Source organism: Mycobacterium sp. 050134, from assembly GCF_036409085.1.
Lineage (GTDB): Bacteria > Actinomycetota > Actinomycetes > Mycobacteriales > Mycobacteriaceae > Mycobacterium.
The window spans coordinates 158,270-180,743 of record NZ_JAZGLV010000010.1 but is presented as its reverse complement, the minus strand read 5'-3'; the positions used below and the strand labels follow the sequence as shown (position 1 = coordinate 180,743).

The window sequence follows — 22,474 nt, the reverse complement described above, 5'->3', positions numbered from 1 at the left end:
GTACGGGGTAGCCTCCCGGCTCATGTCCGCCGAGGGTGTCGCCTCTCAGGACGACATCTCGGCCGAGATCGCCGAGCTCGGTGAGCCGGGAGGCGACCACCGCGGCGGGGCGTCATCGGTGCCGTACAAGCGCGGAACCCCGTGCTGTCCATCATGATCTGGCGCACCGCCGTGTCGGCGCCGCAGCTCGCGGCCACGCTGCACCGCGGGAGCGCCCCGACGTGACGACGAACGACCCGCCGACTCGGGACTTCTTCCCCTACTGCCCGGCCGACCGCGGATGGTCGGATCTGGGTGCGAAACAGTCCGCGCGACAGGGAGACTCGAGATGAGCGACGAAGACGGCAAGGCCTGCCTGGTCGAGGTTCTCATCGAGGAGCGCGACGAGCGCACGCGGGCCAAAGCCCGGCTGTCCTGGGCGGGCCGCCACCTGGTGGGTGTCGGCCTGGCGCGCCTGGATCCCGCCGACGAACCGGTGGACAGGATCGGCGACGAGCTCGCGGTCGCCCGCGCCCTCTCCGACCTGGCGAATCAGCTGCTGGCGCTGACCTCCGCGGACATTGCGGCGAGTACCCACGAACCCGTCACCGGCCTGCACCGCTGACCGCGTGACTGTCGGATCGAGCACCACGAGAAGGGCGTAGCGACGAATCATGAGGCACCGACCTGATTTACCGGCCGTCATCGACGTCCGTGTGACGACGCACGGTGAGCTGCCGGGCGCCGAGGACTACGCCCGGACCAAGATCGGCGAACTCGGTCACCTCACCCACGAACCCATCCTCGACGCCCATGTGCGACTGAGCGAGCATGGCGACCCCGCGGTGGCCCGGCGGGTGATCGCCCAGGCGAACCTCGACGTCAACGGCCGGTTGGTGCGCGCCCAGGTGGAAGGCGCCACCGCGCGGGAGGCGATCGACGGACTGGATGCGCGTCTGCGGCGCCGGCTGGAGCGCAGCGCGGAACACTGGGAAGCCAAACGGGGCGGCATGCCCAAGGCGGGCGCACACGAATGGCGCCACCAGTCCGAGCCGAATCACCGGACGAACTACTTCCCCCGCCCGGAAAGCGAGCGCAGGATCATGCGGCGCAAGTCGTACAGCCTGCCGACCTGTTCCGTCGACGACGCCGCGGCCGAGATGGAACTGCTCGACTACGACTTCCATCTCTTCACCGAGGCGGGCACGCGGCAGGACAGCGTTGTCTATCATGCGGGACCGACGGAATACCGCCTGGCCCTGGCTGATCCGGAATCCGCCGGCAATCTGACGCCGTTCGAGGCGCCGGTGACGATTAGTTCGCAGCCGGCCCCGCGACTCACCGCCGATCAGGCCATCGAGCGGATCGGCCTGCTCGGCCTGCCGTTCCTGTTCTTCGTCGACGCGGCCCGGGGGCGGGGAAGCGTGCTGTACCACCGCTACGACGGTCACTACGGGCTCATCACTCCAGCCGGCTGAGGCCGGTCGCCCTCACGCCATCTGAATGCCGCGGCGGTCCCGGAACTCCCCCCGTCCGGGACCGCCGCTCACACTTGAGAAGTCCTATCGCTGGCCGGCGAGCCGGTCGGTCGCGGCGTAGCGCAGGAGCGCACCCACCCCGTCCGCCGGCGAGATCCGGCCGTCGGCCCGCACCAGCGCCGCGCCGACGGCGATTGCCGCGAACGGCAACGCCTCGTCGGCCCGTGCCACCCGTCGAACCGGCTCGCCCAGTTCGGAGAGTGCGTCGGCGTTCGGGGCGATGGTGATGAGCGCCTCGCCGGTGACGACGGTTTCGTCGCCCACCTCGCCGACGATCAGGGTGTCCACGTCGCCGTCGCGCAGCGCCGCGCACACCGCGGCGAGCCCCTCGGCGGCCAGCCCCGAGCCGCGTCCCGTCTCAGCCTCGAATCGTTCGACGAAGCCGGCGATTTCGATGCCGCGGCGCCGGGTGAACTCCGCGGCGGTCAGTTCCCGGACCTGTTCTTCGTCGATGCCGCTCTTGCGTGCGCCGGCGTGCAGCTGGGACACCCGGTTGGCAACGCGTTCCGGCAGCTCGGCACCCAGGTCGGCGAGCGAACTCACCTCGCCGCACAGGAACACCACCTCCGGGTCCGCCTCGTCCACCAGCCGGGTCAGCGCGTCGGCGACCTCGCGGCAATTCATGCGGATCGCCTCCTCGGTGGTGTGCTGATGGTCGCCGTAGCCTTTCCAGCCCGCGCTGACCGGGTTGTGTACCGGAAACCCGCCGCCCTCGATGCTGGTGGCGGCGACGCTGCCGCCCTGGTACAGCGTGATGTCGGCGCCAGTGTGGTCGACCGCGGCGAACACGTAGGTCGGTCGCTGCATCTCGAATTCGACCAGCGGGACCACGTAGGGGTAATCCGACACGCGGACCTCCATGGCCGGTGGCGGACTGGTCAGGTGCTCGTTCACCAGAACCTGGTCGGCGGTCGCGATCACGGCCCTGCCGCGCCGGCCGACCGCGGGCCGGAAGCGCAACACGGCCTCCTCGCGCGTGGCGACGACGTCGTCGCCCGCGCCCCTGGCCTCGAGCTCCTTGCGGATGTCCTGCCAGGTCGTCTGGAGGTGCTCGATGGCGTCCGCGGTGTCATGCGAGTCGTCGAAATACACCGAGACGAACGGGCCTTGCGCGTTGACCAGCCACCTGAGGCGTTGTGATTGCATGCCATTCCTCTTTCGCTACGTGCCTGCTGTTGCGCCAACCGTAGAAAGGACGGCCGGGACGGCACGAGGGTCGTTGGCCACCGGCCGGGGGTCTAAGGTCCCAATCGCCGTCACGGCCCGTAGAGGGCCGACAGGCGATCCGCGAACTTCTCGATGACGACCTTGCGCCGAAGCTTCATGCTCGGCGTCAGATCGCCCGACTCGACCGTGAATTCGCGATCGGCGATGACGAACTTCTTGATCTGCTCCCAGCGATTGAGCTCGACGTTCAACGCGTCGATGTAGCCGGCGATCAGTTCCTCGGTTCTCTCGTCGCCGGCGATCTCGGCGAAGGACTTACCCGCCAGGCCGGACTTGCCGGCCCAATCGGTGATCGCCTCGGTGTCGAGGCTGACCAGCGCCACACAGTACGGCTTGCCCTCGCCGTAGACGACCAGCTCGCTGACGTACGGGCACAGGCCCTTGAACTTCGCGTCGATCGCCGAGGGCGCCACGTACTTGCCCTGCGAGGTCTTGAACATGTCCTTCTTGCGGTCGGTGATCCGCAGATACCCGTCGTCGTCGATCTCCCCGATGTCGCCGGTGTGAAACCACCCCTGCTCGTCGATCGCCTCGGCGGTGGCGTCGGGCAGGTCGTGGTAGGCGGTCATCACTCCTGGCCCCCTGAGCAGGATCTCGCCGTCGTCGGCGATCCTGGCCTCGGTGGCCGGGAAGGGATGGCCGACCGTCCCGAAACGATAGGCGTTGGGGCGGTTGATGAATGACGCCGCGGCGGTCTCGGTCAGCCCGTAACCCTCGAGCACCGCAATGCCCACCGCGTCGAACCACTGCGCCACGTCGCGGTCCAGCGCGGCGGCCGCGGAGACGAAGAACCTCAGCCGGCCGCCGAACCGTTCCCGGATGTTCGACAACACCAACCGGTTGGCCACCTTGTAGGCCAGCGACGAGGCCAGCGACGGCTTCCGTCCGGCTTGACGGGCTTCCGACACCTTCCGGCCGACACCCACCGCCCAATCGAACATCATCTTGGTGAGCCGGCCCTGTTCGGCCGCCATCTCCTGGACCCGGGCGTGCGCCTTCTCGAAGATCCGCGGGGCCGCCCCCATGATCGTGGGATGCAGGATCGCGAGGTTGTCGACGATCCGCTCGACGCGGCCGTCGATGGCGGTGGGAAAGCCGATCTGCAGGGGCAGCGCCAGCATCACCTTGCCGAACGCGTGCGCCAGCGGCAGCCACAGGAAGTTCAGGTCGTCGGGGCCCAGGATGCCGAGCGAGTCGATGGCCGCGGCGGTATAGGTCCACGAGCGGTGCGTCAGCCGCACCCCTTTGGGCCGCCCGGTGGTGCCGGACGTATAGATGAGGCTGGCCAGCTGGTCGGGCCCGATGGCGGCGACCCGTTCGTCGACGGCGCCGGGGGAGTCCGCGAGCAGTTGCTTGCCCATCTGCTCGAGCTCGGTCAGGGTGATCGCCCAGTCGCCGTCCCCGTTGCCGTCGATCAGCACGACCCTGCGCACCTCGGGCAGCTCGCCGCGGTGCTCGAGCAGCTTGCCGAGCTGGGCCTGATTTTCGGCGATCACGACCCGGCTGCCCGAATTGGCCACGATGTAGGCGACGTCGGTGGCGTTGGTGGTCGGATACACGGTGGTGGTCGCCGCGCCCGCGCACATGATGGCGAAGTCGGCCAGCACCCATTCGTAGCGCGTGGCGGACGCGAGCGCGACCCGGTCTTCCGGGGCGATGCCCAGCGCGATCAGCCCGGCGGCAAGGTTATGGACCCGCTCGCCGACCTGCTGCCAGGTCACGCTCTCCCAGGTGTTGTCCTGCGGGTAGCGGAAGGCTTCCGCGTGCGGGGTGGCGGCGACTCGGTCGAGGAACAGGTGAGCGACCGACGGTGCGCGGTTGTCGATCTTGCTGACGTCAGGCCGCTCCGCTGCGGCCGGTGCTGCGTTCATAGTGGATTCCGTTGGTGCCGAACCGGATGCCGGCGGTGGCCGGCACGCCTTCGATGCTGGCGCCCTTCGGCGGGCCGGAAAAAGAGACGAAAGTCACGCGACCACCGGCAAACGTCACCCGCGCCGGCACTTCAGGGTCCTTTGTCACCACCCCTGACCACCAATTTCCCGGGCGTCGGGCGCCGGGGGTCGCGTACCCTACGTCCGGTGAGGGCGCATCACGGGGATGCCACGACGTGAGCCCCGCCAGGGTCGAGGACCTGGCGGCGCTGCCGGTATTCGCCGGCATCGCGGGGCAGGACCTCGCCCGACTGGCCGCCGGCCTACGGCCGCTGCGCGCGGTCACCGGCGACGTGCTGATGCGGCAGGGCGATGACGCGGAATCTTTCGCGATCATCGCGTCGGGCCGGGTCGAGATCAGGCATGCCGGTCCGGACGGCAAGGTGGTGATCGTCGAGCTGCCGCCGCCGACGATCGTCGGCGAGATCGCCCTGCTGCGACGGGCGCCCCGGACGGCGACGGTGGTCGCCAGGGACGACATCCACGGCTACCTCGGCGACAACGCGGCCTTCGAGTGCATGCTGGCGATGCCGGCCGTCGCCGAACGGCTCGTCCCCACCGCGCGGCAACGGATGGCCGCGTACGTCACCCCGATCCCGGTCGCGACGAAGGACGGCGCCAAGCTGCTGCTGCGCCCGGTCCTGCCCGGCGACGCCGAGCGATTCACCGACGACGGGTCGTTTTCGCGCGAGACGCTGTACCGGCGCTACCAGGGTGGCGTCCCGTCCGAGGCGCGGCTGGTCTATCTGTTCCAGGTCGACTACGTCGACCACTTCGTGTGGGTGGTGGTCGACGGCGCGCACGGCGGCGACGGACCGGTGGTCGCCGACGCGCGGTTCATCCGCGACCAGGATGACCCGGCGTCGGCCGAGGTGGCGCTCACGGTGGCCGACGCCTATCAGGGCCGGGGGATCGGCACGCTGCTGCTCGGGGCGCTCGCGGTCGCTGCGCGGGTGGACGGCGTCAAGCGGTTCCACGCCCGGGTGTTCGCCGACAATCCGCCCGCCCGCGCGCTGGGTGACAAGGTGCACGCCCGCTGGGAGCACGAGGAGCCCGGCGTGGTCACGACAACCGGGGAAATCCCGGAATTCAACGAACTTCAGCTCGACCGGGCGCTGCGCCGCCGGATCGAGCAGGTGGCTCGCCAGGTGATCCACGCGTTCGACTGAGACTCGAAAGGACCTGCAAAGGACCTGCCAAAGGACTAATGCCCCGGGCACCGGTGGCTTTGCGCCCTTACCGGGCCGCTGGCCGACGCGCAGCATTGACCCCATGAAGTCGCTCATCGTGTGCGTGTCGAAGTCCCACGGCAACACCCGCCGCGTGGCCGACCGGATGGCCGAGGTGCTGGGTGCCGAGGTCGTCGAACCCGAGTCCGTCGATCCCGGGCAACTGAGCGAGTACGATCTCGTCGGCTTCGGCTCCGGTATCTATTACATGGCATTCGACGCGCGGATACGCAAGCTGATCCGCCGCCTGCACAACGTGGATGGTGTGCGCGCGTTCACGTTCTTCACCAGCGGCGCCAGCCAGATGCCGCTGATGGACTACACCGCGCCGATACGAAAGCCACTGGCCGCCAAGGGTTTTCATGTTCTCGATTCGTTCTCCTGTCGTGGATTCGACACGGTGGGTCCGTTCGGCTTCATCGGCGGAATCAACCGCGGCCGGCCAGGAGACTCCGACCTGGACCGGGCCGCGGCGTTCGCGGAACGCCTGCGCAACCGGGTGGCGCCCCCGGCGACCGCCCCCTGACTTGCCGGCTTCGTGACCGATGCCCAGCCAGGAAGCCACCCCCGCGGTTTTGGCGCTGGTGCGCGGCCTCGTCACCGAGGTGCACCCGCACGGCGGGTCGCCGGCGGTGACGCTGGACACCACCTTCGACGACCTGGGGGTCGGCAGCCTCGAGTTGGCGGAACTCCTGCTGCGCGTGCAGGACAAGTTCGCGATCGCGCTGCCGCCCCACATTCTGGCCAGCGCGGAGACGCCCCGCGACCTCGTCGCGGCCGTCAGCCGCGGCCACCCCGCCGCACGCGACGGCCACCGGGGGCTCCCGCCACCGGTCGCCGAGCCGGGCGTCTGCGCGCCCGACACCGTGGCGACGCTGAACGACACCCTCACGTGGCACGTCGGCGCCACTCCGGACCGCACCCACCTCCGGATCCTGGACGAACCGGCCGCTCCCGCGGACCTGACGTATGCCGACCTGCACCGGGAGGCCACCGCCGCAGCGGCAGCGCTGATCGCGTATGACGTGCTGCCCGGCGACCGGGTGGCGATCATGTTGCCCACGTGCCGTTCGTATTTCGTCACCTTCGCCGCAGTGATGCTGGCCGGCGCCGTCCCCGTTCCGGTCTACCCGCCGGCCCGTCCGTCGCAGTTGGCCGACCACCTGCGCCGCACGACCGGGATTCTCGCGAACGCCGGCGCCACCATGCTGGTCACCGTGCCCGAGGCCGCCACCCTGGGTCACCTGTTGCGAGCGAACGTCGAAAGCCTGCGGCACGTGGTGGTTCCGGCCACCCTCGCGGCCGCGGGCGGAACGGCTCTGCCCCGGCCCCGCGCGGACGACCTTGCACTGGTGCAGTACACGTCGGGCAGCACCGGCCAGCCCAAAGGCGTGTCGCTCACCCACCGCAATCTGCTCGCCAACATCAGGGCGATGGGTCACGCCGCCGGGGCGTCGGCCGCGGACACCTTCGTCAGCTGGCTCCCGCTCTACCACGACATGGGGCTGATCGGCGCATGGCTCGGCTGCATGTATTTCGGCGTCCCGCTGGTGGTGATGAGCCCGCAGGCTTTCCTGATCCGGCCGTCGCGGTGGCTGTGGGAGATTCACAATAACCGGGCCACCATGTCGGCCGGCCCGAACTTCGCCTACGAGCTGTGCCTGTCGAAGATCCGCGACGAGGAGATCCAGGGGCTCGACCTGAGCTCGTGGCGCCTCGCCTACAACGGCGCCGAGCCGGTGAGTCCGGCGACGATCGAGCGGTTCGGCGATCGTTTCGCGCCCTACGGTTTCCGGCGGGAGGCGATGACGCCGGTATACGGGCTAGCCGAGTCCTCGGTGGGCCTGGCGTTCCCGCCGCTGGGCCGGGGCCCGGTGATCGACCGAATCCGCCGGGACGTCTTCGTGCGGTCCGGTCGTGCCGAGCCCGTCCAGCCCGGGGAGCCGGACCTGCGCTTCGTGGCGTGCGGTCAACCGTTGCCGGGCCACGAGATCCGCATCGTCGATGCCACCGGCAACGAGGTGGGGGACCGCCGGGAGGGGCGCATCGAGTTCCGCGGGCCGTCGTCCACGGCGGGATATTTCCACAACGCGGCGGCCAGCCGTGCGCTGTATCGCGGCGACTGGCTCGACACCGGCGACCTGGGCTACACCGTCGACGCCGACGTGTACGTGACGGGCCGGATCAAGGACGTGATCATCCGCGCCGGCCGCAATCTGCATCCCGCGGAACTCGAGGAGGCGGTCGGCAACCTCAAAGGCGTGCGCAAGGGGTGCGTGGCCGTGTTCGCCTCGCCCGACCCGTCCGGCGGCCCGGAACGGCTCGTCGTCATGGCCGAAACGCGCGCGCTCCGCGACGACGCGCGCGCCGCGCTGCGTGCCGAAATCGCCGCGACGACAGTGGATCTGTTGGGTGTGGCCCCCGACGACGTCGTCTTGGCGCCACCACGCACGGTGCTGAAGACGTCGAGCGGGAAAATCCGTCGGGCCGCGAGTGAAAAGCTCTATGCGGCAGCAAAAGTGGGGGCGCGTCCCCGGGCGGTGTGGTGGGAATTGGCGCGGCTCCAGATGCGCGGCGCGGCGCCGTCGCTGCGGCGCGCCTGGCGGGCGACGGCCGCCGTCGCCTTCGCCGCCTACGCGTGGGCGGTGTACGCGACGCTCGGCCTGTCGGTGGCACTGCTGTTGCTGCTGCTCCCGCGGCCCGCGTGGCGCCGTGGGGCCGCCGGGGGAGCGGTACGGCTGCTGGCCCGCCTCACCGGGACGCCGGTCGCCGTGCACGGCATGGCCAACCTGCCGGTGGGAACGTGTATCGCGGTCGCGAACCACCCCAGCTGGATCGATCCGCTGGCACTGGCCACGGTGATGCCGCCGTCGTTTCGCTTCGTTGCCGCGGAAGTCCTTGCGCACCAAGGCATCAACGGGTTCGTGCTGCGACGGCTCGGTCACCAGTTCGTCGAGCGCCACGAGCGCGAACACGGCGTCGCCGACACCGACCGGCTGGCTGCCCTGGCCCGCGACGGCCAGTCTCTCGTCATCTTCCCCGAAGGCCGCCTGGCGCGAGCACCCGGTTTGCGCGCCTTTCACATGGGTGCGTTCGTGGTGGCCGCGCAAACCGGCCTGCCCGTCGTTCCCATGGCCATCCGCGGGACCCGGACCATCCTGCGGCCCGAACACCACTTCCCGCGGCACGGAGCCATCGAGATCGTGGTCGGCAGTCCGATCCGCCCGTCGGGCACCGACTGGGCCGCGGCGGTCGAGCTGCACCACGCAGTCCGCAATGCCGTCCTGGACCTCTCGGGCGAACCGGACGTCGAGTGATCCGTCCCGTTAGTCCTCGTGTTTGCTCGTCGCTTGGGCCGCGCTGCGCACGACGCTGCGGAAAAACTCGGCCCAGTGCGGCTCGGATTTCTCCCGGGTTGTCGACTCCGGGGTGGTCGACTCCGAGGTTGGACATTGTGAGACTCCTCACTCGGGATGGCTAATGTGTGCCGGCGAACTGCCGACGACCCGACGTTGCGACCGCCGGTGCGCCGACACGAGTGGCGAAAGTCCTTTGTCTGCTGGTCAAGGACTTTCGCGGCCCGCAGAGCGGACGTAAGTCCCTAACCGCCCGAGTAGGGGTGCTGCTAGTTTGCAACGATGGCCGTACCCAGCGGTCCGGGCCCCGTCGGCCTGGGCGATGTCGTCAAACCCTTCATGCACACCGGCCGGTACGTGGCGCAGTCGTGGCGGGAGTATCTCGACCACCCGGAGCCGGGCAGCCTGCCGATCGCCCGGCCCACCGTCGCCCTCGCGGCCCAAGCGTTCCGCGACGAGATCGTTCTCATGGGCCTTAAGGCCCGCCGCCCGGTCAGCCGGCCCGCCAAGTTCGAGCGCATCACCCGTGAGGTGACGGCCGGGCTGGACTTCTACGGCGAGCGCGGATGGCTGGACAACCCCAAGCGGTTCTTCGGCGCCCCACCGCCGCTCACGGACGTCACCGTGGCAAAGGTCAAGGGCGGGAGAAGCTCCCATCATCGACTGTTCTTCTCGAGCGAATATCTGCCCCGCCCCGGGGAGCCGGGCGCCGAGCGGTGGATGGGATACACCGCCAACAACCGCGAGTACGCCCTGCTGCTGCGGCACGCGGAACCCCGGCCCTGGCTCGTGTGTGTGCATGGGACCGAAATGGGCCGTGCCGCATTGGATCTCGCGCTGTTCCGGGCCCGTCGGTTGCATGAGGATCTGGGGCTTAACGTCGTCATGCCGGTCCTCCCGATGCACGGGCCCCGTGCCCGCGGCCTCCCGAAGGGCGCCATCTTTCCGGGCGAGGACATCCTCGACGACGTGCACGCCACCGCTCAGGCGGTGTGGGACATCCGGCGGCTGCTGTCCTGGATACGGAGGGAAGAGCCGGAGTCGCAGATCGGGTTGAACGGCCTGTCGCTGGGCGGCTACATCGCCGCCCTGGTGGCCAGCCTTGAAACCGGGCTCACCTGTGCGATTCTCGGCGTCCCGGTGGCTGACCTGGTCGCGCTGCTGGGCCGGCACTCCGGGCTGCGCCCCGACGATCCCCGACGCCAGACCATGGAGTTCGCCGAACCGATCGGGCGGATGACGTCGCCGTTGTCGCTTGCCCCGCTCGTGCCCATGCGGGGCCGGTTCATCTACGCCGGCGTCGCCGACCAGGTGGTGCATCCGCGTGAGCAGGTGGTCCGGCTCTGGGAGCACTGGGGCAAGCCCGAAATCGTCTGGTACCCGGGCGGTCACACCGGCTTCTTCCGGGCGCGGCCGGTGCAGCGCTTCGTGGAGGCCGCGCTGGCGCAGTCGGGGCTCCTCGAGGGAGCCTCGACGCGGCGCGAACGTCCCGCCTAGGCGGCGGCGACGCCGTGAAGCCCCTGGACCCGCTGGACGCCGCGATGATGACCGCGGAGCTGGTTTCCAACCCGATGCATGTGGGGGCCGTCCTCATCCTGGCACCGCCGCGCGGTGCCGGTAAGCGCTACGCCGACAAGCTGTATCGCGAGGCGCTCGCCGGCGGCGACGCGGTCGACGCCCGGCTGCGCCGGTATCCCCACCGCGGGGTGGACACCGGCGGCCTCTGGGTTTGGCGGGAGCTGCACACCCTGGACATGAGCCGACATTGTCAGCGCCGCACCGTTTCCCCGGACGGATTCTGGCGATTGATCGGCGAACTGGACGCCCAGCCCCTGGACCGGTCGGGTCCAATGTGGATGTCGTATCTGATCGACGGCCTCGACGGCGGGCGGTTTGCCTTCTACATCAAGGTGCACCACACGGTCGTCGACGGTGTGGCCGGCTTCCAGATGATCACCGACGCGCTGAGCCGCGACCCAAAACGCCGCTCCATGCCGCCGTTCTACGCCGACCGCCGCACCGAATCCGCGGAATCCGCCGCGCCATCGGCCGACCCCCCGTCCCGGCTGGCGCCGCTGCGGTCGCTGATCGGGGCCGCCACGTCGAGCGTCGGGCTGGTCGGGCGGTTGCTCACCGGTGAGATCTCGACCGTGCTCGACTCGCTGGTCGGACACACCACGGTGCTGCCGTTCGGCGCGCCGTACACGCGGTTGAACGGCCGGCTCGGGCCAGAGCGGGTGGTCGCCGCGGGCAGCTGGGCGAAGTCGCGATTCCAAGCCGTGCAGGAGGTCGCCGGCGTGACCGCCAACGACGCGGTGACCGCGACCGTGGGTGGTGTGTTGCGCCGCTGGCTGCGCGACCGCGGGGAACTGCCCGACCGCTCCCTGGTCGCCGCCTGCCCGATCACGGTGCGCGACCGTGACCACCCGGATCACCAACCCGGCAATCAGTTCGGTCTGTGGCTGTGCCCGCTGGGCACCGACCTCGAGGACCCCGCCGCGCGGTTGGAGCTGATCCACAGGTCGATGTCGGAGGGCAAACGCTGGCTGGGCAAGCGCGGGTCATCTGCCTCGTTGTTGACCGCCGCCGGAAGCATCGCCGCGACGGTGGTCCTGCCCCTGCTGCCGTTCTCGCAGCAGATTCGCACCGGATTCAACGTGCCCATCTCCCACGTCGCCGGGCCCTCCACCGAAAGGTATTGGAACGGAGCCCATGTCGAGGAGATGTACCCGGTTTCGACCGTCTTCGACGGCCTGGCGCTCAACGTGACGACGTGCTCCTACGCCGATCGGATCGGGTTCGGCTACACGGCCGGGGCCGACACCGTGCCCGACGTCGACCGCCTGATACCGCTCACCGAGCAGTGCCTCACCGAACTCGAATCCGCCGTCGGCGTATGACCCCGGTCAGTTCGCCACGCGGGCGGGTCGACGGGCCGGCTTGGCGCCGGACGGCTTGCGGGCCAGCGCGCGGCTGAGCAGACGCGCCACCCCGAGCTCGATGCCGCTCGCGAACTCGTCGACGTCGGGCGTGGAGTCGTAGTCGGCGGTGATGCCGAAGACCAGTTCGTCGACGTAACTGAGCATGCTGATGACGGTGCGCATTTGCATGGCGATCGGCGGCACCGGCAGCAGCTCCTCGACCGGACGGCCCAGCACCTGCAGCCGCTGACGGGGACCGGGGACGTTGGTCGCCAGGGTGACCACGCTGCGTTGCGGCAGCCGCGTCAACGCCCGGACCGCCCACGCGCTGACAGGAAACGGAAGATAGTTCGTCGCCGCGACGAACGCGTTCGCGGCCTGCCGCTCCCCGCTGTTCTTCGCCTTGTCCAGCCGCGCATGGACCAGCCTGAGCCGCTTGACGGGGTCGTGCTCGGCGACCGGCAACGACGACAGCATCGCGGACACGCGATTGTCGGTGCGGTCCATGGCATTCGGCGCGCGCACCGACACCGGGATCATGGTGCGCAGCGAGTTGCGTCGCGGCTTCTCTCCGCGGCGCAGCAGCATGGTGCGGTAGCTGTCGGCGATCGCGGCAAGCGCCACGTCGTTGAGGGTCACGTCGAACGCCCGGCAGATCGAGTCCACCTCTTTCAGGGACACCCGCGCCGCGCTGTAGCGGCGCATGCCCGTGACCGGGCCGCGCAGCGAGGTCCCGGCCGTTGGGGTGAGCAAGCCGGTGACGAATTCCGCTGCGCCCCTCGCGGTGTACACCGCCGTCGCGGTGGTGGCGACCGATGCGCGCCACAGTCCACCGGCCCAGGTCAGCGGGTTTCGGCTGAAGCCCGCCTGCAGGACGATCGACGACGGCGGCTCGTGCGCCGCCCGGATGTCGCCGGCGAAGGTGTCGCCCGGGCCGGCGTCGGTCAGACTCGCCAGCATCCGCACGGCCGCGATGCCGTCGGCAATGCAGTGATGAATCTTGATCAGCGCCGCCCAGCGCCCTTCGGGCAGGCCCTCGATGATCCAGCATTCCCACAACGGGTGGTCCCGGTCCAGCCGGCGTTCCATCAGATCCGCGACGATCCGGAACAACGCGGCGTCGTCGCCGGGCGGGGGCACGGCGGCCCAGCGCACGTGATGCGCCATGTCGAAGTCGGCGTCGTCATCCCACTGCGGCGCCGCCAGTTCCAGGGTGTGCTTGCGCACCCGCTGGGTGTATCGGGGCTCGCCGTGGATCCGTTCGGTCAAGGTCGCCAACAGCCGCGCCCGCTCGGGCATCGGGCCGTCGACGACGGCCAGGGTGCCGATCGCCAGGCTCACGTGGCGGTCGGCGTCCTCGGCCTCCAGGAAGCTGGCCTCCAAGGTGGTTAGCTGTTCCATTGCCGCTCTCCGATCATCGATCGGCATCACTATGCGCCGCGCGGCGCGGGAGCCGGTAGTGCCGTTGGTCCCGAAGCGGAGGGCCGGGCTACCCGGAGGTCAATGCCGTGTCGGCTGCGACGCCCGGCCGGAGTGGCCCATGACGCGATTTAGCACGATTTCGGACAGGTCGCCGTCGTCGGCGACCCGGGCCAAGCCGATGCGCCGCAAGAACGTGTCGAGGCGCCGGTCCGGCGACCAGTCGGCGTAGCTGGGATCGACGTATGCCGACCGCAGGAAATCCGAAGCCAGAGAATCCACGTCAGAATCGGTCAATAACAACGGTGGGTTAGCACCCATAGCCGTCATACTCCTTGAGTTCAGCCGCAATCGCCCCAGCCAAAGTACGCCAGATGTGGTGATTATCACGTCACGCGCGGGTTGCGGATAGGGTCCAAAGTCATCAAGGCGGAAGAGCCGAAACCGGGATCATTGACGACCATCGGCCCTCGCGGACGGCGTTGCGCCGGCCGAGACTGGCGGCATGGCCAACAAGACGAGACGGGTCGCCGAAACCGCCGCGCTGCTTGCGGTCCTCTACGGCGCCCGGCGGTACTACCGCAACTGGGGCACCACCAAGGCGGAGAGCACAATGGCGCTGCCCGGTGACGCCTTGGTGGCCGACCCGGCGATTCAGACGACCGAGGCGGTCTACGTCGACGCGCAGGTGTCCGCGGTGTGGCCCTGGCTCGTGCAGCTCGGGCATCGCGACGCCGACCGGATCCACCCGGAATGGCAGCGCCTGGCGGTCGGCGACGAGGTCAGGTTGGCTGTCGGCGGCCTGCCGGGGCTCGGAGAAGGTGTCCCGCTGCGGGTCGCCGAGATCGTGCCCGAGAAGTCCCTGGTGCTCACCGCCGGCTGGCCGGGCCAGCGGTGGAATGCGGTGTGGTCCTTCCACATTCAGCCACACTGGGAGGACCGGGTCCGGCTGCTCACCCGCGCGAGGATCGCCCTGCGTCATCCCGGGGAGGTGTTCGCCATGGAACTCGTCAGGCCCGGCATCGCGCTGGGCACGCGGTGGTTGTTGCTGGGCGTCAAGCGCCGGGCGGAGCGCCGGCCCGCTCCGGTTCAGCCGCATCCGGTCGCCGGGACCGGCTGAGCATACGGGGCTGAGCAGGCAACAGCCCGGGCGACGAGTCGCCCGGGCCGCGTTTAAGGTTCTGACTATTTGGTGTCCACCTCGACGTGCTTCTCCGGTGCCGATGGCTCCGAAACACCTACGGAGACAGTCAAGATCCCCTTGTCGTAGGTCGCCTTGATGTCGTCCTCGTCGGCCCCGGCCGGCAGGGACAGCGTGCGCACGAACGAGCCGTACGAGAACTCCGATCGGCCGTCGAATTCCTTCTTCTCGCTGCGTTCGGCCTTGATGGTGAGCTGGTTGTTGCGGACGGTGATGTCGACGTCCTTGGCCGGGTCGATCCCGGGAATCTCGGCGCGGACCTCGTAGTGGCCGTCCACCATCTCGTCCTCCAACCGCATGAGGCGGGTGTCGAACAGGGGGCGCAGTCCGGCGAACGACGGGAATCCGGCGAAGAACTCCGAGAACTCGGGTAGCAGCGCGTGCGACTTCGGTGTTGCGGGAAGGGTTGTCATCGTTTTCTCCTCACTTATGTTTCCGCCACGGTGACGCCATCAATCCGACCACCGGGCGGATGAGCGCGGTAGGGACCGAAGTCCCTGTTGGGTTTCGGGCCGCTGAATTCTGGTCGACCGTTGCGCGCGGTCGGCCCCGAGAAGGCGCGTCGTGCAGTCGCTTGGATGCGGGCCGATTGGCCACCGGCGCAAGGTCCAACGGCCCTAGTTTCCGCCGCGCCGCAGCCCTACTTTCGGCAATGGTGGACTGGCCGAATCGGCTTCCCAAAGGCCCTGTCCGCCTTAAACGTTGGAGGTATTGAGGTGCGTGATGCGATCCCGCTCGGGCGGGTCGCCGGGTTCCCGGTGAGTGTCCACTGGAGCGTCCTGGTCATCCTGTGGTTGTTCACCTGGAGCCTGGCCAGCACGTTGCCCGGCGTCGTGAAGGGCTATTCGTCCGGGGCGTACTGGCTGGCCGGGGTGTGCGGCGCGCTGGTGCTGCTGGCGTCGCTGCTGGCCCACGAGTTGGCGCACGCCGTCGTCGCGCGGCGCTCGGGCGTGGCCGTTGGCGACGTGACGCTGTGGCTCTTCGGCGGTGTGACCACCCTTGGCGGAGAGGCGAAGACGCCGCGAGCAGCCTTCCGCATCGCGATCGCCGGCCCGGCCACCAGTCTCGTGCTCGCCGCAACGTTCGGCGGGCTGGTCGCGGCGCTGGACGCCGTGCGGGCCGCCCCGATCGTCATCGGCGTCGCATCGTGGCTGGGGGTCATCAACCTGCTGCTGGGCCTGTTCAACCTGCTGCCCGGCGCCCCGCTGGACGGCGGACGCGTGCTGCGGGCCTTCCTCTGGCGCCGAAACGGCGACCCCGTTCGCGCCAGCATCGGCGCCGCGCACGCCGGCCGGGTGGTCGCCTTCGTCCTGATCGGGCTCGGATTGGCCGAATTCGTCGCCGGCGGGCTCGTTGGCGGCGTCTGGCTGGCGTTCATCGGCTGGTTCATCTTCGCCGCCAGTCGCGAGGAGGAGACCCGGGTCACCACCCAGCAGCTCTTCAGCGGAGTTCGCGTCGCCGACGCGATGACCTCGCACCCGCACACCGCGCCCGCGTGGATCACCGTCGAGGACTTCATTCACCGCTACGTGCTCGGTGACCGGCACTCCGCCTACCCCGTCGCCGGGCCGGACGGGTCGGTTCTGGGACTGGTCACGCTCAATCAGCTGCGCGGCGTCGCGCCGGCCCAACGCGCCACCACGCGGGTGGTCGACATCGCCCTGCCGCTCGACACCGTGCCCACCGCGGCGCCGGACGAGCCACTGACCGCCCTGCTCGGGCGGATGTCACCGGCCGGTCCGCGCAGCCGGGCCCTGGTCTTCGAGGCCGACCGGCTGGCGGGCATCGTGACGCCGACGGATCTCGCCCGGATGATCGACGTCTACCGGCTCGCCCGGCCCGCGCCTGCGCATGCGGTGGGCGAGGCCGCGCACACCGGTGCGTTCGAGGCCGAACGATGAAACCCGTCATGGTCGGCATCGACGGCTCGCAGGCAGCCATTTCGGCCGCCGTCTGGGCCGTCGACGAAGCCATCAGCCGCGGGGTGCCGCTGCGGCTGGTCTCGGTGATCAAACCGACCCATCCGTCTAGCGAGGACTACGCGCGCGACCTGGAGAACGCCGAAACATGGCTGCGCGGAGCGCGATTCGCGGTCGAGGCGTGCCGCAGACCGGTCACCATCGAAACCGACCTCCCGCGAGGCCCCGCCGCGCCGGTGCTGGTCGAGGCGTCCCGCGACGCCGAGATGGTCTGTGTCGGATCCGTCGGGATCGGACGCTATGCCCGCTCGATCCTGGGTTCCACGGCAACCGAACTCGCGGAGCGGGCGCATTGCCCGGTCTTGGTTCGGCGCACCGGCCAGGACCAGCCGGCACCCGACGTCAACTGGATCGTGGTTCGGATGACCGATGAGCCCGGCAACGACACCGTCGTCAAGTACGCCTCGTGGGAGGCGAAGCTGCGCCGAGCGCCCATGCTGGTGCTCGGGGGCCGGCCGGAAGAGCTCGGCGAGCACGCCGACGGCCGGTTCGAGCGCCGCGTCGTGGAGTGGCGGCAGCGCCACCCGGAGGTGCGGGTCTACCCGATCACCACCCGAGCCGGGGTCGCCGAGTTCCTGAGCGCGAACGACGAGCGAGTCCAGCTCGCCGTGATCGGCGCCGCCGAGGCCGGTGACCTCATCCGGCTCGTCGGGCCCTCGGGGCATCCGCTGTTCCATCATTCCGAGTGCTCGGTGCTCGTCGTCCGCTAGTCGAACAGGTGACGTTTGGCACTTCACGCGCCCGCGGGGGCGCGGCAATGATCGTCGGGTGCAAAGTCGGACGGCGCGAATATGGGCATCACTCGGGTCGCTCGCCGAGCGTGACGGGTCTTTCTTGTCACCGCGTCATGCGTGTCTGGGCTGCGTCGAGGCGCTCGGCGTCAGCGGATCCGCCCTGATGGTGACCCAGGGCGACGACTTGATCGAACCGGCGTACGTCAGCGACGCGCGCTCCAGCGAGGTGGAGCGGCTGCAAGCGACGCTGGGTGAAGGGCCCGGGACCGACGCGCTCGCATCGGGCCGGCCGATCCTCGTCGGGGACCTGGCGGCCCCGATGAGCCTTCATCGCTGGCCGGCGTTCGCCGCCGAAGCGGCCCGGCTGGGGGTGTGCGGTATGTACAGCTTTCCGCTGGCGCTCGGCGCCATCCAGGTGGGCGTGCTCGACCTGTTCAACGACATTCCCGGGCATTTGGGCGAGACCGACCTGCGGGATGCGCTGATCTACGCGGACACGGCGTTGTTGCTGCTGCTCGACGCCCGCAGCGGTGTCGTCACTTCACCGGATACCGAGCACTCCGACGAGTCCGGTCCGGTGTTGTGGCACGCCCAGGTGCACCAGGCGGCCGGAATGATCGCCTCAGATCTGGGCACCACCGCGTTCGACGCGTTGGTGCGGCTGCGGGCGCACGCGTTCGACCGCAGCAAGCGGCTGACCGACGTCGCGCGCGCGGTCGTGGAGGGGGGGTTGCGATTCACACCCGACCGCACCGCGACCGGCCACGGCGACGGGGACGTCACCTAGTCTCAGGCCGGCGACTCGCGCGCCACGATCACCGGCACCGTGGCCATCTGCGCCACCGTCTCGCCGACGGAACCCACCAGCATCCCGGCGAATCCGCCGCGGCCGCGGCTGCCGACCACCACCAGCTGGGCCTGCCCGGACTGCTCGACGAGCCGCCGCGCGGGCTGCGCCTGTACCACGGTGCGGCTGACCTCAACGTCGGGGTACTGCTCCTGCCATCCGGCCAGCCGCTCGGCCAACACCTCCTCGGCCATGGATTGTGTTGCCGGCCAATCGACTTCGGGGCACTCCGACTCGAGATCGCTCCAGGCGTGCACGGCGAGGAGGCCGACCCGGCGGCGCGAGGCCTCGTCGAAGGCGATGGCCGTCGCCGACTCCGACGCCGGCGACCCGTCGACGCCCACGAGGACCGGTGCGTGGCTGATCCCCGGCGTGGCGTCCTGATCGTGAATGATCGCGACCGGGCAGTGTCCGTGCCGCAGCAGCGCCGAGCTGACGGAGCCGAGCAGCCGGCCGGGCCACCGCCCGCCGCCCTGGGCGCCCGTGACCACCAATTCCGCGTCCTTGGACAGGTCGATCAGCGTCGATACGGCCGACGCGGCAAAGATTTCGGTGTGCACCGCGGCCGGGCCGCCGTGTTGTGTCGCCTCGGCTACCAGCCCCAGCGCGGCATCGACCAGCCGGCGCCCGTGATCCTGCTGCCAGCGCAGCACGCCGGCGGGCATTGGCGTCCTCAGCCAGGTTGAGACCTCGGGCGACACCGCATGCACGAGAGTCAAAGGGATTCTGCGCATTTCGGCTTCGAGCGCCGCCCACTGCACTGCTATCCGGGCGGCGGGGGAGTCGTCGATGCCGACCACGATTCCGAGGGTTGCGTTTGACATGGCACGACCGTATCGGCGCACCCGGACGTCCCGTCAGAGCCGTTTGTCATCGGTGGGACAGGCATGAGTCCTCAGCGCATGACCGCCTTTTTCCAAGCTTTTCCTGTGTAAAGTCGGAGGTCCAGCTTTCCGGCCGGGCCGAAGGAGAGTGAGGTGGCCTTGAAATCAGCGTCGACCGGGGAACCCGCGGGCCGACGGCGGGAGGTGCTGCGCATATTGCGCGCATCGGCCCAGCCGATGAGCATCCTCGCGATCTCCGAGGTGCTGGACGTGCATCCCAATACCGTCCGCTTCCACCTCGAGACCCTGTTGGCCGAGGGCCAAGTGGAGCAGGTGGAGCTCGTCCGGAAGGGGCCGGGCCGCCCACCGCTGATGTTCAGCGCGGTCCGGCAGATGGATCGCGGCGGGGTGCGGCACTACCGGCTGCTGGCCGAGATTCTCACCGCCGCCTTCGCCGCCGAACGCAATCCCCGCGCGAAGGCGCTGGCCGCCGGTCGGGCCTGGGGCCGCAGGCAGGATGCCGGACTCGAACCCCCGCCCGGGGGCTCCGCCGATGTCGACCAGGCCATCGATCACCTCGTCGCCGAGCTCGACGGCCTCGGGTTTGCGCCCGAGCGCCGGGAGATCAACGGGCAACATCAGATCGGGCTGCGGCATTGCCCCTTCCTCGAGCTGGCCGAGAACCGCACCAACGTGGTGTGCCCGGTGCACCTCGGGCTCATGCAGGGCGCCATGGAGAGCTGGGGGGCGCCCGTCACCGTCGAGCGGCTGGAACCGTTCGCCGAACCGGACCTATGCCTGGCTCACCTGACGCTGCGAGCGGCCAGGTGAGCACCGGGCCGGCGATCGCCGCCGCCGTCACGTTCGTCTGGCTCGGCATGGTGCTGGCCATCTCGTTTCTCGAGGCCCCGCTGAAGTTCCGCGCGCCCGATGTGACGCTGCAGATCGGGCTTGGCATTGGGCGCCTAGTCTTTCGCGCGCTGAACACCGTGGAGGCCTGCTTCGCGGTTATCGTCGTGGTGGTCGCGCTCGCCGGTCACGCGCCGGCGCGCGTAAACGTTGCGCTCGCGATTGCCGTTGCGGCGCTGGGCATTCAGTTGATCGCCGTGCGGCCCCGCCTGACCCGGCGCTCCGACGAGGTGCTCGCCGGGTCGGAGGGGCCCCGCTCGCGGGCCCACTACGTCTACATCGCCCTGGAACTGGTGAAGGCGGTGGCGTTGCTGGTGGCCGGAATACTGCTGTTGACCGGCTGAACGAAGGAGTGAGGCGATGGAATCCATCTCGTTGACCGGCTTGGCCTCCGAAAAGCTGGCCGAGGCCAAACAATCGCACAGCGGGCGCGCCGCGCACACCATTCACGGTGGTCACGCGCACGAACTGCGGCAGACCGTGCTGGCGTTGCTCGCCGGACACGACCTCGCCGAGCACGACAGCCCGGGGGAGGCGACGCTGCAGGTTTTGCGGGGTCACGTGCGCCTGACGGCCGGCGACGACGCCTGGGACGGCCGCACCGGCGACTACGTGGTGATCCCGGCGCGGCGGCACGCCCTGCACGCGGTCGAGGATTCGGTGGTCATCCTGACCGTGCTGAAAAGCATTCCCTCGGCGGCACACTAGCCGCGATGCTGTCGCCGCCGACCAAGGGGTCGGCATGATCGCCGACGACACGCCGGTCGGCGAGCGGATCGCCCAGATGTGTACGGGGGCCGCGGAAATGCTCGCGCGCCGGGGCGATCGCGACATCGGCTCGGCGTGCTACCGGCCCTTGCATCGCGAGACGTAAACCCTTGCGATGGTCCGCGGCGTGTCTTCGCGGTGGTTTACGTGTCGCGACGCGCCACGGCTCAGGCCGCGACGCCACGCTCGAGCCAAGCCGCCGTCACACCCCGCGCAGGTAACGCCGGGCGATGACCCGCTGAGCCACCGCGACCAGCGGCCTGGCGGCCTTGCTCCACCACGTCGCGGGTTGGGAGAACGCCGACACCTCGGCGAACACCGCGTCGGTGGCGGGGTCGCGGCGCACCACGAAGCGCTCCTCGCCGGACTCCGGATGCCCGGGCAGCGTGCCGTAGGCGAACCCGCGGATGTCGGGCTCGTCCACGACGTAGACCACCCGGCACGGCGCGGGCAGAAAGCCCATCCGCACCACCACCACCGTGTCCACGTCGGCGACCTCGGAACTGGCCTGCACCCGCAGGCCCGCCCCCCGCTGCATGCCCCACCGCATGACGGCGTCGGCGGCGCGTTCGAAACGCTGTTTGCCCGAGCCGATCTGCCGCTCCACGTGCTGGTGGCCGTATCCCTCCGGCAGCGGGTCGGCCGCCGTCGCGCCGACCTCCGAGTACGTCAGCGGAAGTTCCTCGAGCGTTTGTAGGTCCACGCGTTCAGCGTACGGTCGTAAAAGTGACCACACAGACTGTTGCCCAAGCATCCGGAACTTTCACCATCGGCGGCGACCTGACCGTCAACCGCCTCGGATTCGGCGCCATGCGCCTCACGGGGAAGGGCGTGTGGGGGCCGCCCGCGGACCGCGACGAATGCGTCCGGGTGTTGCGCCGCGCCGTCGAGCTGGGGGTCAACTTCATCGACACCGCCAACTCCTATGGCCCGTACGTCTCCGAGGAGATCATCCGCGACGCGCTGCACCCGTACGACGGCCTGGTGATCGCGACGAAGGCGGGGCTGCTGCGCACCGGACCCGACGTCTGGGTCCCGCTGGGCAACCCGAGCTACCTGCGCCAGGAATGCGAGATGAGCCTGCGCCGCCTGGGCGTGGACACCATCGATCTGTTCCAGCTGCACCGCATCGACCAGAACTATCCGCTGGCCGACCAGGTGGGCGAACTGCTCGCGCTGAAGAACGAGGGCAAGATTCGCCACATCGGCCTGTCGGAGGTCGACGTCGACCAGCTCACCGAGGCGCAGCGCGTCACCGAGATCGTGTCGGTGCAGAACATGTACAACCTCGCCGCCCGCGGCGCCGAGGACCTGGTGGACGCCGCGACGCGGCAGGGGATCGGTTTCATCCCCTGGTTCCCGCTGGCCGCCGGTCCGCTGGCCGCGCCGGACGGCCCGCTGCAGCTCATGGCCACCGAACACGACGCCACGCCCTCGCAGCTGGCCCTGGCGTGGTTGTTGAAGCGGTCGCCGGTGATGCTGCCCATCCCGGGCACGTCCAGCGTCGCGCACCTCGAGGAGAACGTCGCGGCCGCCCAGATCACCCTGAGCGACGACGAGTTCGAGGCCTTGTCGGCCGCAGGGGCGCAGCGCACCGTCTAGCCGCCGCGCG

25 protein-coding genes are annotated in these 22,474 nt (G+C 69.8%); 17 read left to right on the top strand and 8 right to left on the bottom strand.

Annotation, left to right across the window (positions count from 1 at the left end; translation table 11 throughout):
- The first annotated feature begins 22 nt into the window (after window positions 1–22).
- The 3 genes from SKC42_RS14320 (at window position 23) to SKC42_RS14310 (ending at window position 1,457) form a co-directional block, all read left to right on the top strand.
- Window positions 23–157 (top strand): hypothetical protein, encoded by a 135-nt coding sequence (locus SKC42_RS14320; protein WP_330964962.1) that lies wholly within the window; start codon window positions 23–25, stop codon window positions 155–157.
- Window positions 158–328: 171 nt separating this feature from the next.
- Complete coding sequence (locus SKC42_RS14315; protein WP_330964961.1) at window positions 329–604, top strand: DUF1876 domain-containing protein; 276 nt, start codon at window positions 329–331, stop codon at window positions 602–604.
- A gap of 49 nt (window positions 605–653) precedes the next feature.
- Window positions 654–1,457 carry a ribosome hibernation promotion factor gene (locus SKC42_RS14310; RefSeq protein WP_330964960.1) on the top strand — a complete coding sequence of 268 codons (804 nt, stop codon included), beginning with the start codon at window positions 654–656 and terminating at the stop codon, window positions 1,455–1,457.
- Between the two features lie 84 nt (window positions 1,458–1,541).
- Here the strand turns inward: SKC42_RS14310 and SKC42_RS14305 are convergent, their stop codons facing one another.
- The 3 genes from SKC42_RS14305 to SKC42_RS14295 form a co-directional block, all read right to left on the bottom strand.
- The gene (locus tag SKC42_RS14305) at window positions 1,542–2,663 is read right to left on the bottom strand and encodes an Rv2629 family ribosome hibernation factor (RefSeq protein ID WP_330964959.1); all 1,122 of its coding nucleotides are present in this window, start codon (window positions 2,661–2,663) and stop codon (window positions 1,542–1,544) included.
- A 110-nt stretch (window positions 2,664–2,773) separates the two neighbouring features.
- Complete coding sequence (locus tag SKC42_RS14300; protein ID WP_330964958.1) at window positions 2,774–4,615, bottom strand: AMP-dependent synthetase/ligase; 1,842 nt, start codon at window positions 4,613–4,615, stop codon at window positions 2,774–2,776.
- A complete protein-coding gene (locus SKC42_RS14295; protein WP_330964957.1) occupies window positions 4,581–4,745 on the bottom strand; it encodes a hypothetical protein in 165 nt (54 codons plus the stop codon). The genes SKC42_RS14300 and SKC42_RS14295 overlap by 35 nt, the downstream gene beginning before the upstream one ends.
- A gap of 106 nt (window positions 4,746–4,851) precedes the next feature.
- Here SKC42_RS14295 and SKC42_RS14290 point away from each other — a divergent pair, with 106 nt between their 5' ends.
- From SKC42_RS14290 to SKC42_RS14270, 5 genes are all read left to right on the top strand, one after another.
- Window positions 4,852–5,844 carry a GNAT family N-acetyltransferase gene (locus SKC42_RS14290; protein ID WP_330964956.1) on the top strand — a complete coding sequence of 331 codons (993 nt, stop codon included), beginning with the start codon at window positions 4,852–4,854 and terminating at the stop codon, window positions 5,842–5,844.
- Window positions 5,845–5,947: 103 nt separating this feature from the next.
- Window positions 5,948–6,430, top strand: a complete 483-nt coding sequence (locus SKC42_RS14285) for a flavodoxin family protein (protein WP_330964955.1) — start codon at window positions 5,948–5,950, stop codon at window positions 6,428–6,430.
- Between the two features lie 19 nt (window positions 6,431–6,449).
- Complete coding sequence (locus tag SKC42_RS14280; protein WP_330964954.1) at window positions 6,450–9,221, top strand: AMP-binding protein; 2,772 nt, start codon at window positions 6,450–6,452, stop codon at window positions 9,219–9,221.
- A gap of 321 nt (window positions 9,222–9,542) precedes the next feature.
- A complete protein-coding gene (locus tag SKC42_RS14275; RefSeq protein ID WP_330964953.1) occupies window positions 9,543–10,757 on the top strand; it encodes an alpha/beta hydrolase family protein in 1,215 nt (404 codons plus the stop codon).
- Between the two features lie 14 nt (window positions 10,758–10,771).
- The gene (locus SKC42_RS14270; protein WP_330964952.1) at window positions 10,772–12,160 is read left to right on the top strand and encodes a wax ester/triacylglycerol synthase family O-acyltransferase; all 1,389 of its coding nucleotides are present in this window, start codon (window positions 10,772–10,774) and stop codon (window positions 12,158–12,160) included.
- Window positions 12,161–12,166: 6 nt separating this feature from the next.
- Here SKC42_RS14270 and SKC42_RS14265 read toward each other — a convergent pair whose 3' ends face one another.
- Window positions 12,167–13,582 carry a WS/DGAT/MGAT family O-acyltransferase gene (locus SKC42_RS14265; protein ID WP_330964951.1) on the bottom strand — a complete coding sequence of 472 codons (1,416 nt, stop codon included), beginning with the start codon at window positions 13,580–13,582 and terminating at the stop codon, window positions 12,167–12,169.
- A 99-nt stretch (window positions 13,583–13,681) separates the two neighbouring features.
- On the bottom strand, window positions 13,682–13,897 hold the full coding sequence (locus tag SKC42_RS14260; protein ID WP_330965006.1) for a hypothetical protein: 216 nt from the start codon (window positions 13,895–13,897) through the stop codon (window positions 13,682–13,684).
- Window positions 13,898–14,105: 208 nt separating this feature from the next.
- On the opposite strand from SKC42_RS14260, the gene SKC42_RS14255 reads away from it, so the two are divergent.
- Complete coding sequence (locus SKC42_RS14255; RefSeq protein ID WP_330964950.1) at window positions 14,106–14,720, top strand: SRPBCC family protein; 615 nt, start codon at window positions 14,106–14,108, stop codon at window positions 14,718–14,720.
- Window positions 14,721–14,785: 65 nt separating this feature from the next.
- On the opposite strand, the gene SKC42_RS14250 is transcribed toward SKC42_RS14255, so the two are convergent.
- Window positions 14,786–15,214 (bottom strand): Hsp20/alpha crystallin family protein, encoded by a 429-nt coding sequence (locus SKC42_RS14250; RefSeq protein WP_330964949.1) that lies wholly within the window; start codon window positions 15,212–15,214, stop codon window positions 14,786–14,788.
- A 303-nt stretch (window positions 15,215–15,517) separates the two neighbouring features.
- Here SKC42_RS14250 and SKC42_RS14245 point away from each other — a divergent pair, with 303 nt between their 5' ends.
- The 3 genes from SKC42_RS14245 to SKC42_RS14235 all read left to right on the top strand — a co-directional run bounded on the left by SKC42_RS14245 (window position 15,518) and on the right by SKC42_RS14235 (window position 18,301).
- Complete coding sequence (locus tag SKC42_RS14245) at window positions 15,518–16,702, top strand: site-2 protease family protein (RefSeq protein ID WP_330964948.1); 1,185 nt, start codon at window positions 15,518–15,520, stop codon at window positions 16,700–16,702.
- A complete protein-coding gene (locus SKC42_RS14240; RefSeq protein ID WP_330964947.1) occupies window positions 16,699–17,490 on the top strand; it encodes a universal stress protein in 792 nt (263 codons plus the stop codon). Before SKC42_RS14245 ends, SKC42_RS14240 begins: the two co-directional genes overlap by 4 nt.
- 124 nt (window positions 17,491–17,614) lie before the next feature.
- Window positions 17,615–18,301 carry a GAF and ANTAR domain-containing protein gene (locus tag SKC42_RS14235; protein ID WP_330964946.1) on the top strand — a complete coding sequence of 229 codons (687 nt, stop codon included), beginning with the start codon at window positions 17,615–17,617 and terminating at the stop codon, window positions 18,299–18,301.
- Window positions 18,302–18,303: 2 nt separating this feature from the next.
- Here the strand turns inward: SKC42_RS14235 and SKC42_RS14230 are convergent, their stop codons facing one another.
- A complete protein-coding gene (locus SKC42_RS14230) occupies window positions 18,304–19,185 on the bottom strand; it encodes a universal stress protein (RefSeq protein WP_330964945.1) in 882 nt (293 codons plus the stop codon).
- 153 nt (window positions 19,186–19,338) lie between these two features.
- Between SKC42_RS14230 and SKC42_RS14225 the strand changes: the two genes are divergently transcribed.
- The 4 genes from SKC42_RS14225 to SKC42_RS14210 are packed head-to-tail and all read left to right on the top strand — an operon-like array spanning window position 19,339 to window position 20,968.
- On the top strand, window positions 19,339–20,016 hold the full coding sequence (locus tag SKC42_RS14225) for a helix-turn-helix transcriptional regulator (RefSeq protein WP_330964944.1): 678 nt from the start codon (window positions 19,339–19,341) through the stop codon (window positions 20,014–20,016).
- Window positions 20,013–20,438 (top strand): hypothetical protein, encoded by a 426-nt coding sequence (locus SKC42_RS14220; RefSeq protein WP_330964943.1) that lies wholly within the window; start codon window positions 20,013–20,015, stop codon window positions 20,436–20,438. The genes SKC42_RS14225 and SKC42_RS14220 overlap by 4 nt, the downstream gene beginning before the upstream one ends.
- A 16-nt stretch (window positions 20,439–20,454) precedes the next feature.
- Window positions 20,455–20,802 (top strand): cupin domain-containing protein, encoded by a 348-nt coding sequence (locus tag SKC42_RS14215; RefSeq protein WP_330964942.1) that lies wholly within the window; start codon window positions 20,455–20,457, stop codon window positions 20,800–20,802.
- A 34-nt stretch (window positions 20,803–20,836) separates the two neighbouring features.
- Window positions 20,837–20,968 carry a hypothetical protein gene (locus tag SKC42_RS14210; RefSeq protein WP_330964941.1) on the top strand — a complete coding sequence of 44 codons (132 nt, stop codon included), beginning with the start codon at window positions 20,837–20,839 and terminating at the stop codon, window positions 20,966–20,968.
- Between the two features lie 96 nt (window positions 20,969–21,064).
- Here SKC42_RS14210 and SKC42_RS14205 read toward each other — a convergent pair whose 3' ends face one another.
- Window positions 21,065–21,565: a DUF1990 family protein gene (locus SKC42_RS14205; protein ID WP_330964940.1), complete on the bottom strand. Its 501-nt coding sequence runs from the start codon at window positions 21,563–21,565 to the stop codon at window positions 21,065–21,067.
- A 23-nt stretch (window positions 21,566–21,588) separates the two neighbouring features.
- Here SKC42_RS14205 and SKC42_RS14200 point away from each other — a divergent pair, with 23 nt between their 5' ends.
- Window positions 21,589–22,464, top strand: a complete 876-nt coding sequence (locus SKC42_RS14200) for an aldo/keto reductase (protein WP_330964939.1) — start codon at window positions 21,589–21,591, stop codon at window positions 22,462–22,464.
- Window positions 22,465–22,474: the final 10 nt, after the last annotated feature.

What these genes read in the sequence shown, in the direction of transcription:
- SKC42_RS14320 (WP_330964962.1), top strand. Translation starts at nt 23, where the DNA reads ATGTCCGCCGAGGGTGTCGCCTCTCAGGACGACATCTCGGCCGAGATC.
- SKC42_RS14315 (WP_330964961.1), top strand. Translation starts at nt 329, where the DNA reads ATGAGCGACGAAGACGGCAAGGCCTGCCTGGTCGAGGTTCTCATCGAG.
- SKC42_RS14310 (WP_330964960.1), top strand. Translation starts at nt 654, where the DNA reads ATGAGGCACCGACCTGATTTACCGGCCGTCATCGACGTCCGTGTGACG.
- SKC42_RS14305 (WP_330964959.1), bottom strand. Translation starts at nt 2,663, where the DNA reads ATGCAATCACAACGCCTCAGGTGGCTGGTCAACGCGCAAGGCCCGTTC.
- SKC42_RS14300 (WP_330964958.1), bottom strand. Translation starts at nt 4,615, where the DNA reads ATGAACGCAGCACCGGCCGCAGCGGAGCGGCCTGACGTCAGCAAGATC.
- SKC42_RS14285 (WP_330964955.1), top strand. Translation starts at nt 5,948, where the DNA reads ATGAAGTCGCTCATCGTGTGCGTGTCGAAGTCCCACGGCAACACCCGC.
- SKC42_RS14280 (WP_330964954.1), top strand. Translation starts at nt 6,450, where the DNA reads ATGCCCAGCCAGGAAGCCACCCCCGCGGTTTTGGCGCTGGTGCGCGGC.
- SKC42_RS14275 (WP_330964953.1), top strand. Translation starts at nt 9,543, where the DNA reads ATGGCCGTACCCAGCGGTCCGGGCCCCGTCGGCCTGGGCGATGTCGTC.
- SKC42_RS14265 (WP_330964951.1), bottom strand. Translation starts at nt 13,582, where the DNA reads ATGGAACAGCTAACCACCTTGGAGGCCAGCTTCCTGGAGGCCGAGGAC.
- SKC42_RS14255 (WP_330964950.1), top strand. Translation starts at nt 14,106, where the DNA reads ATGGCCAACAAGACGAGACGGGTCGCCGAAACCGCCGCGCTGCTTGCG.
- SKC42_RS14250 (WP_330964949.1), bottom strand. Translation starts at nt 15,214, where the DNA reads ATGACAACCCTTCCCGCAACACCGAAGTCGCACGCGCTGCTACCCGAG.
- SKC42_RS14240 (WP_330964947.1), top strand. Translation starts at nt 16,699, where the DNA reads ATGAAACCCGTCATGGTCGGCATCGACGGCTCGCAGGCAGCCATTTCG.
- SKC42_RS14230 (WP_330964945.1), bottom strand. Translation starts at nt 19,185, where the DNA reads ATGTCAAACGCAACCCTCGGAATCGTGGTCGGCATCGACGACTCCCCC.
- SKC42_RS14215 (WP_330964942.1), top strand. Translation starts at nt 20,455, where the DNA reads ATGGAATCCATCTCGTTGACCGGCTTGGCCTCCGAAAAGCTGGCCGAG.
- SKC42_RS14210 (WP_330964941.1), top strand. Translation starts at nt 20,837, where the DNA reads ATGATCGCCGACGACACGCCGGTCGGCGAGCGGATCGCCCAGATGTGT.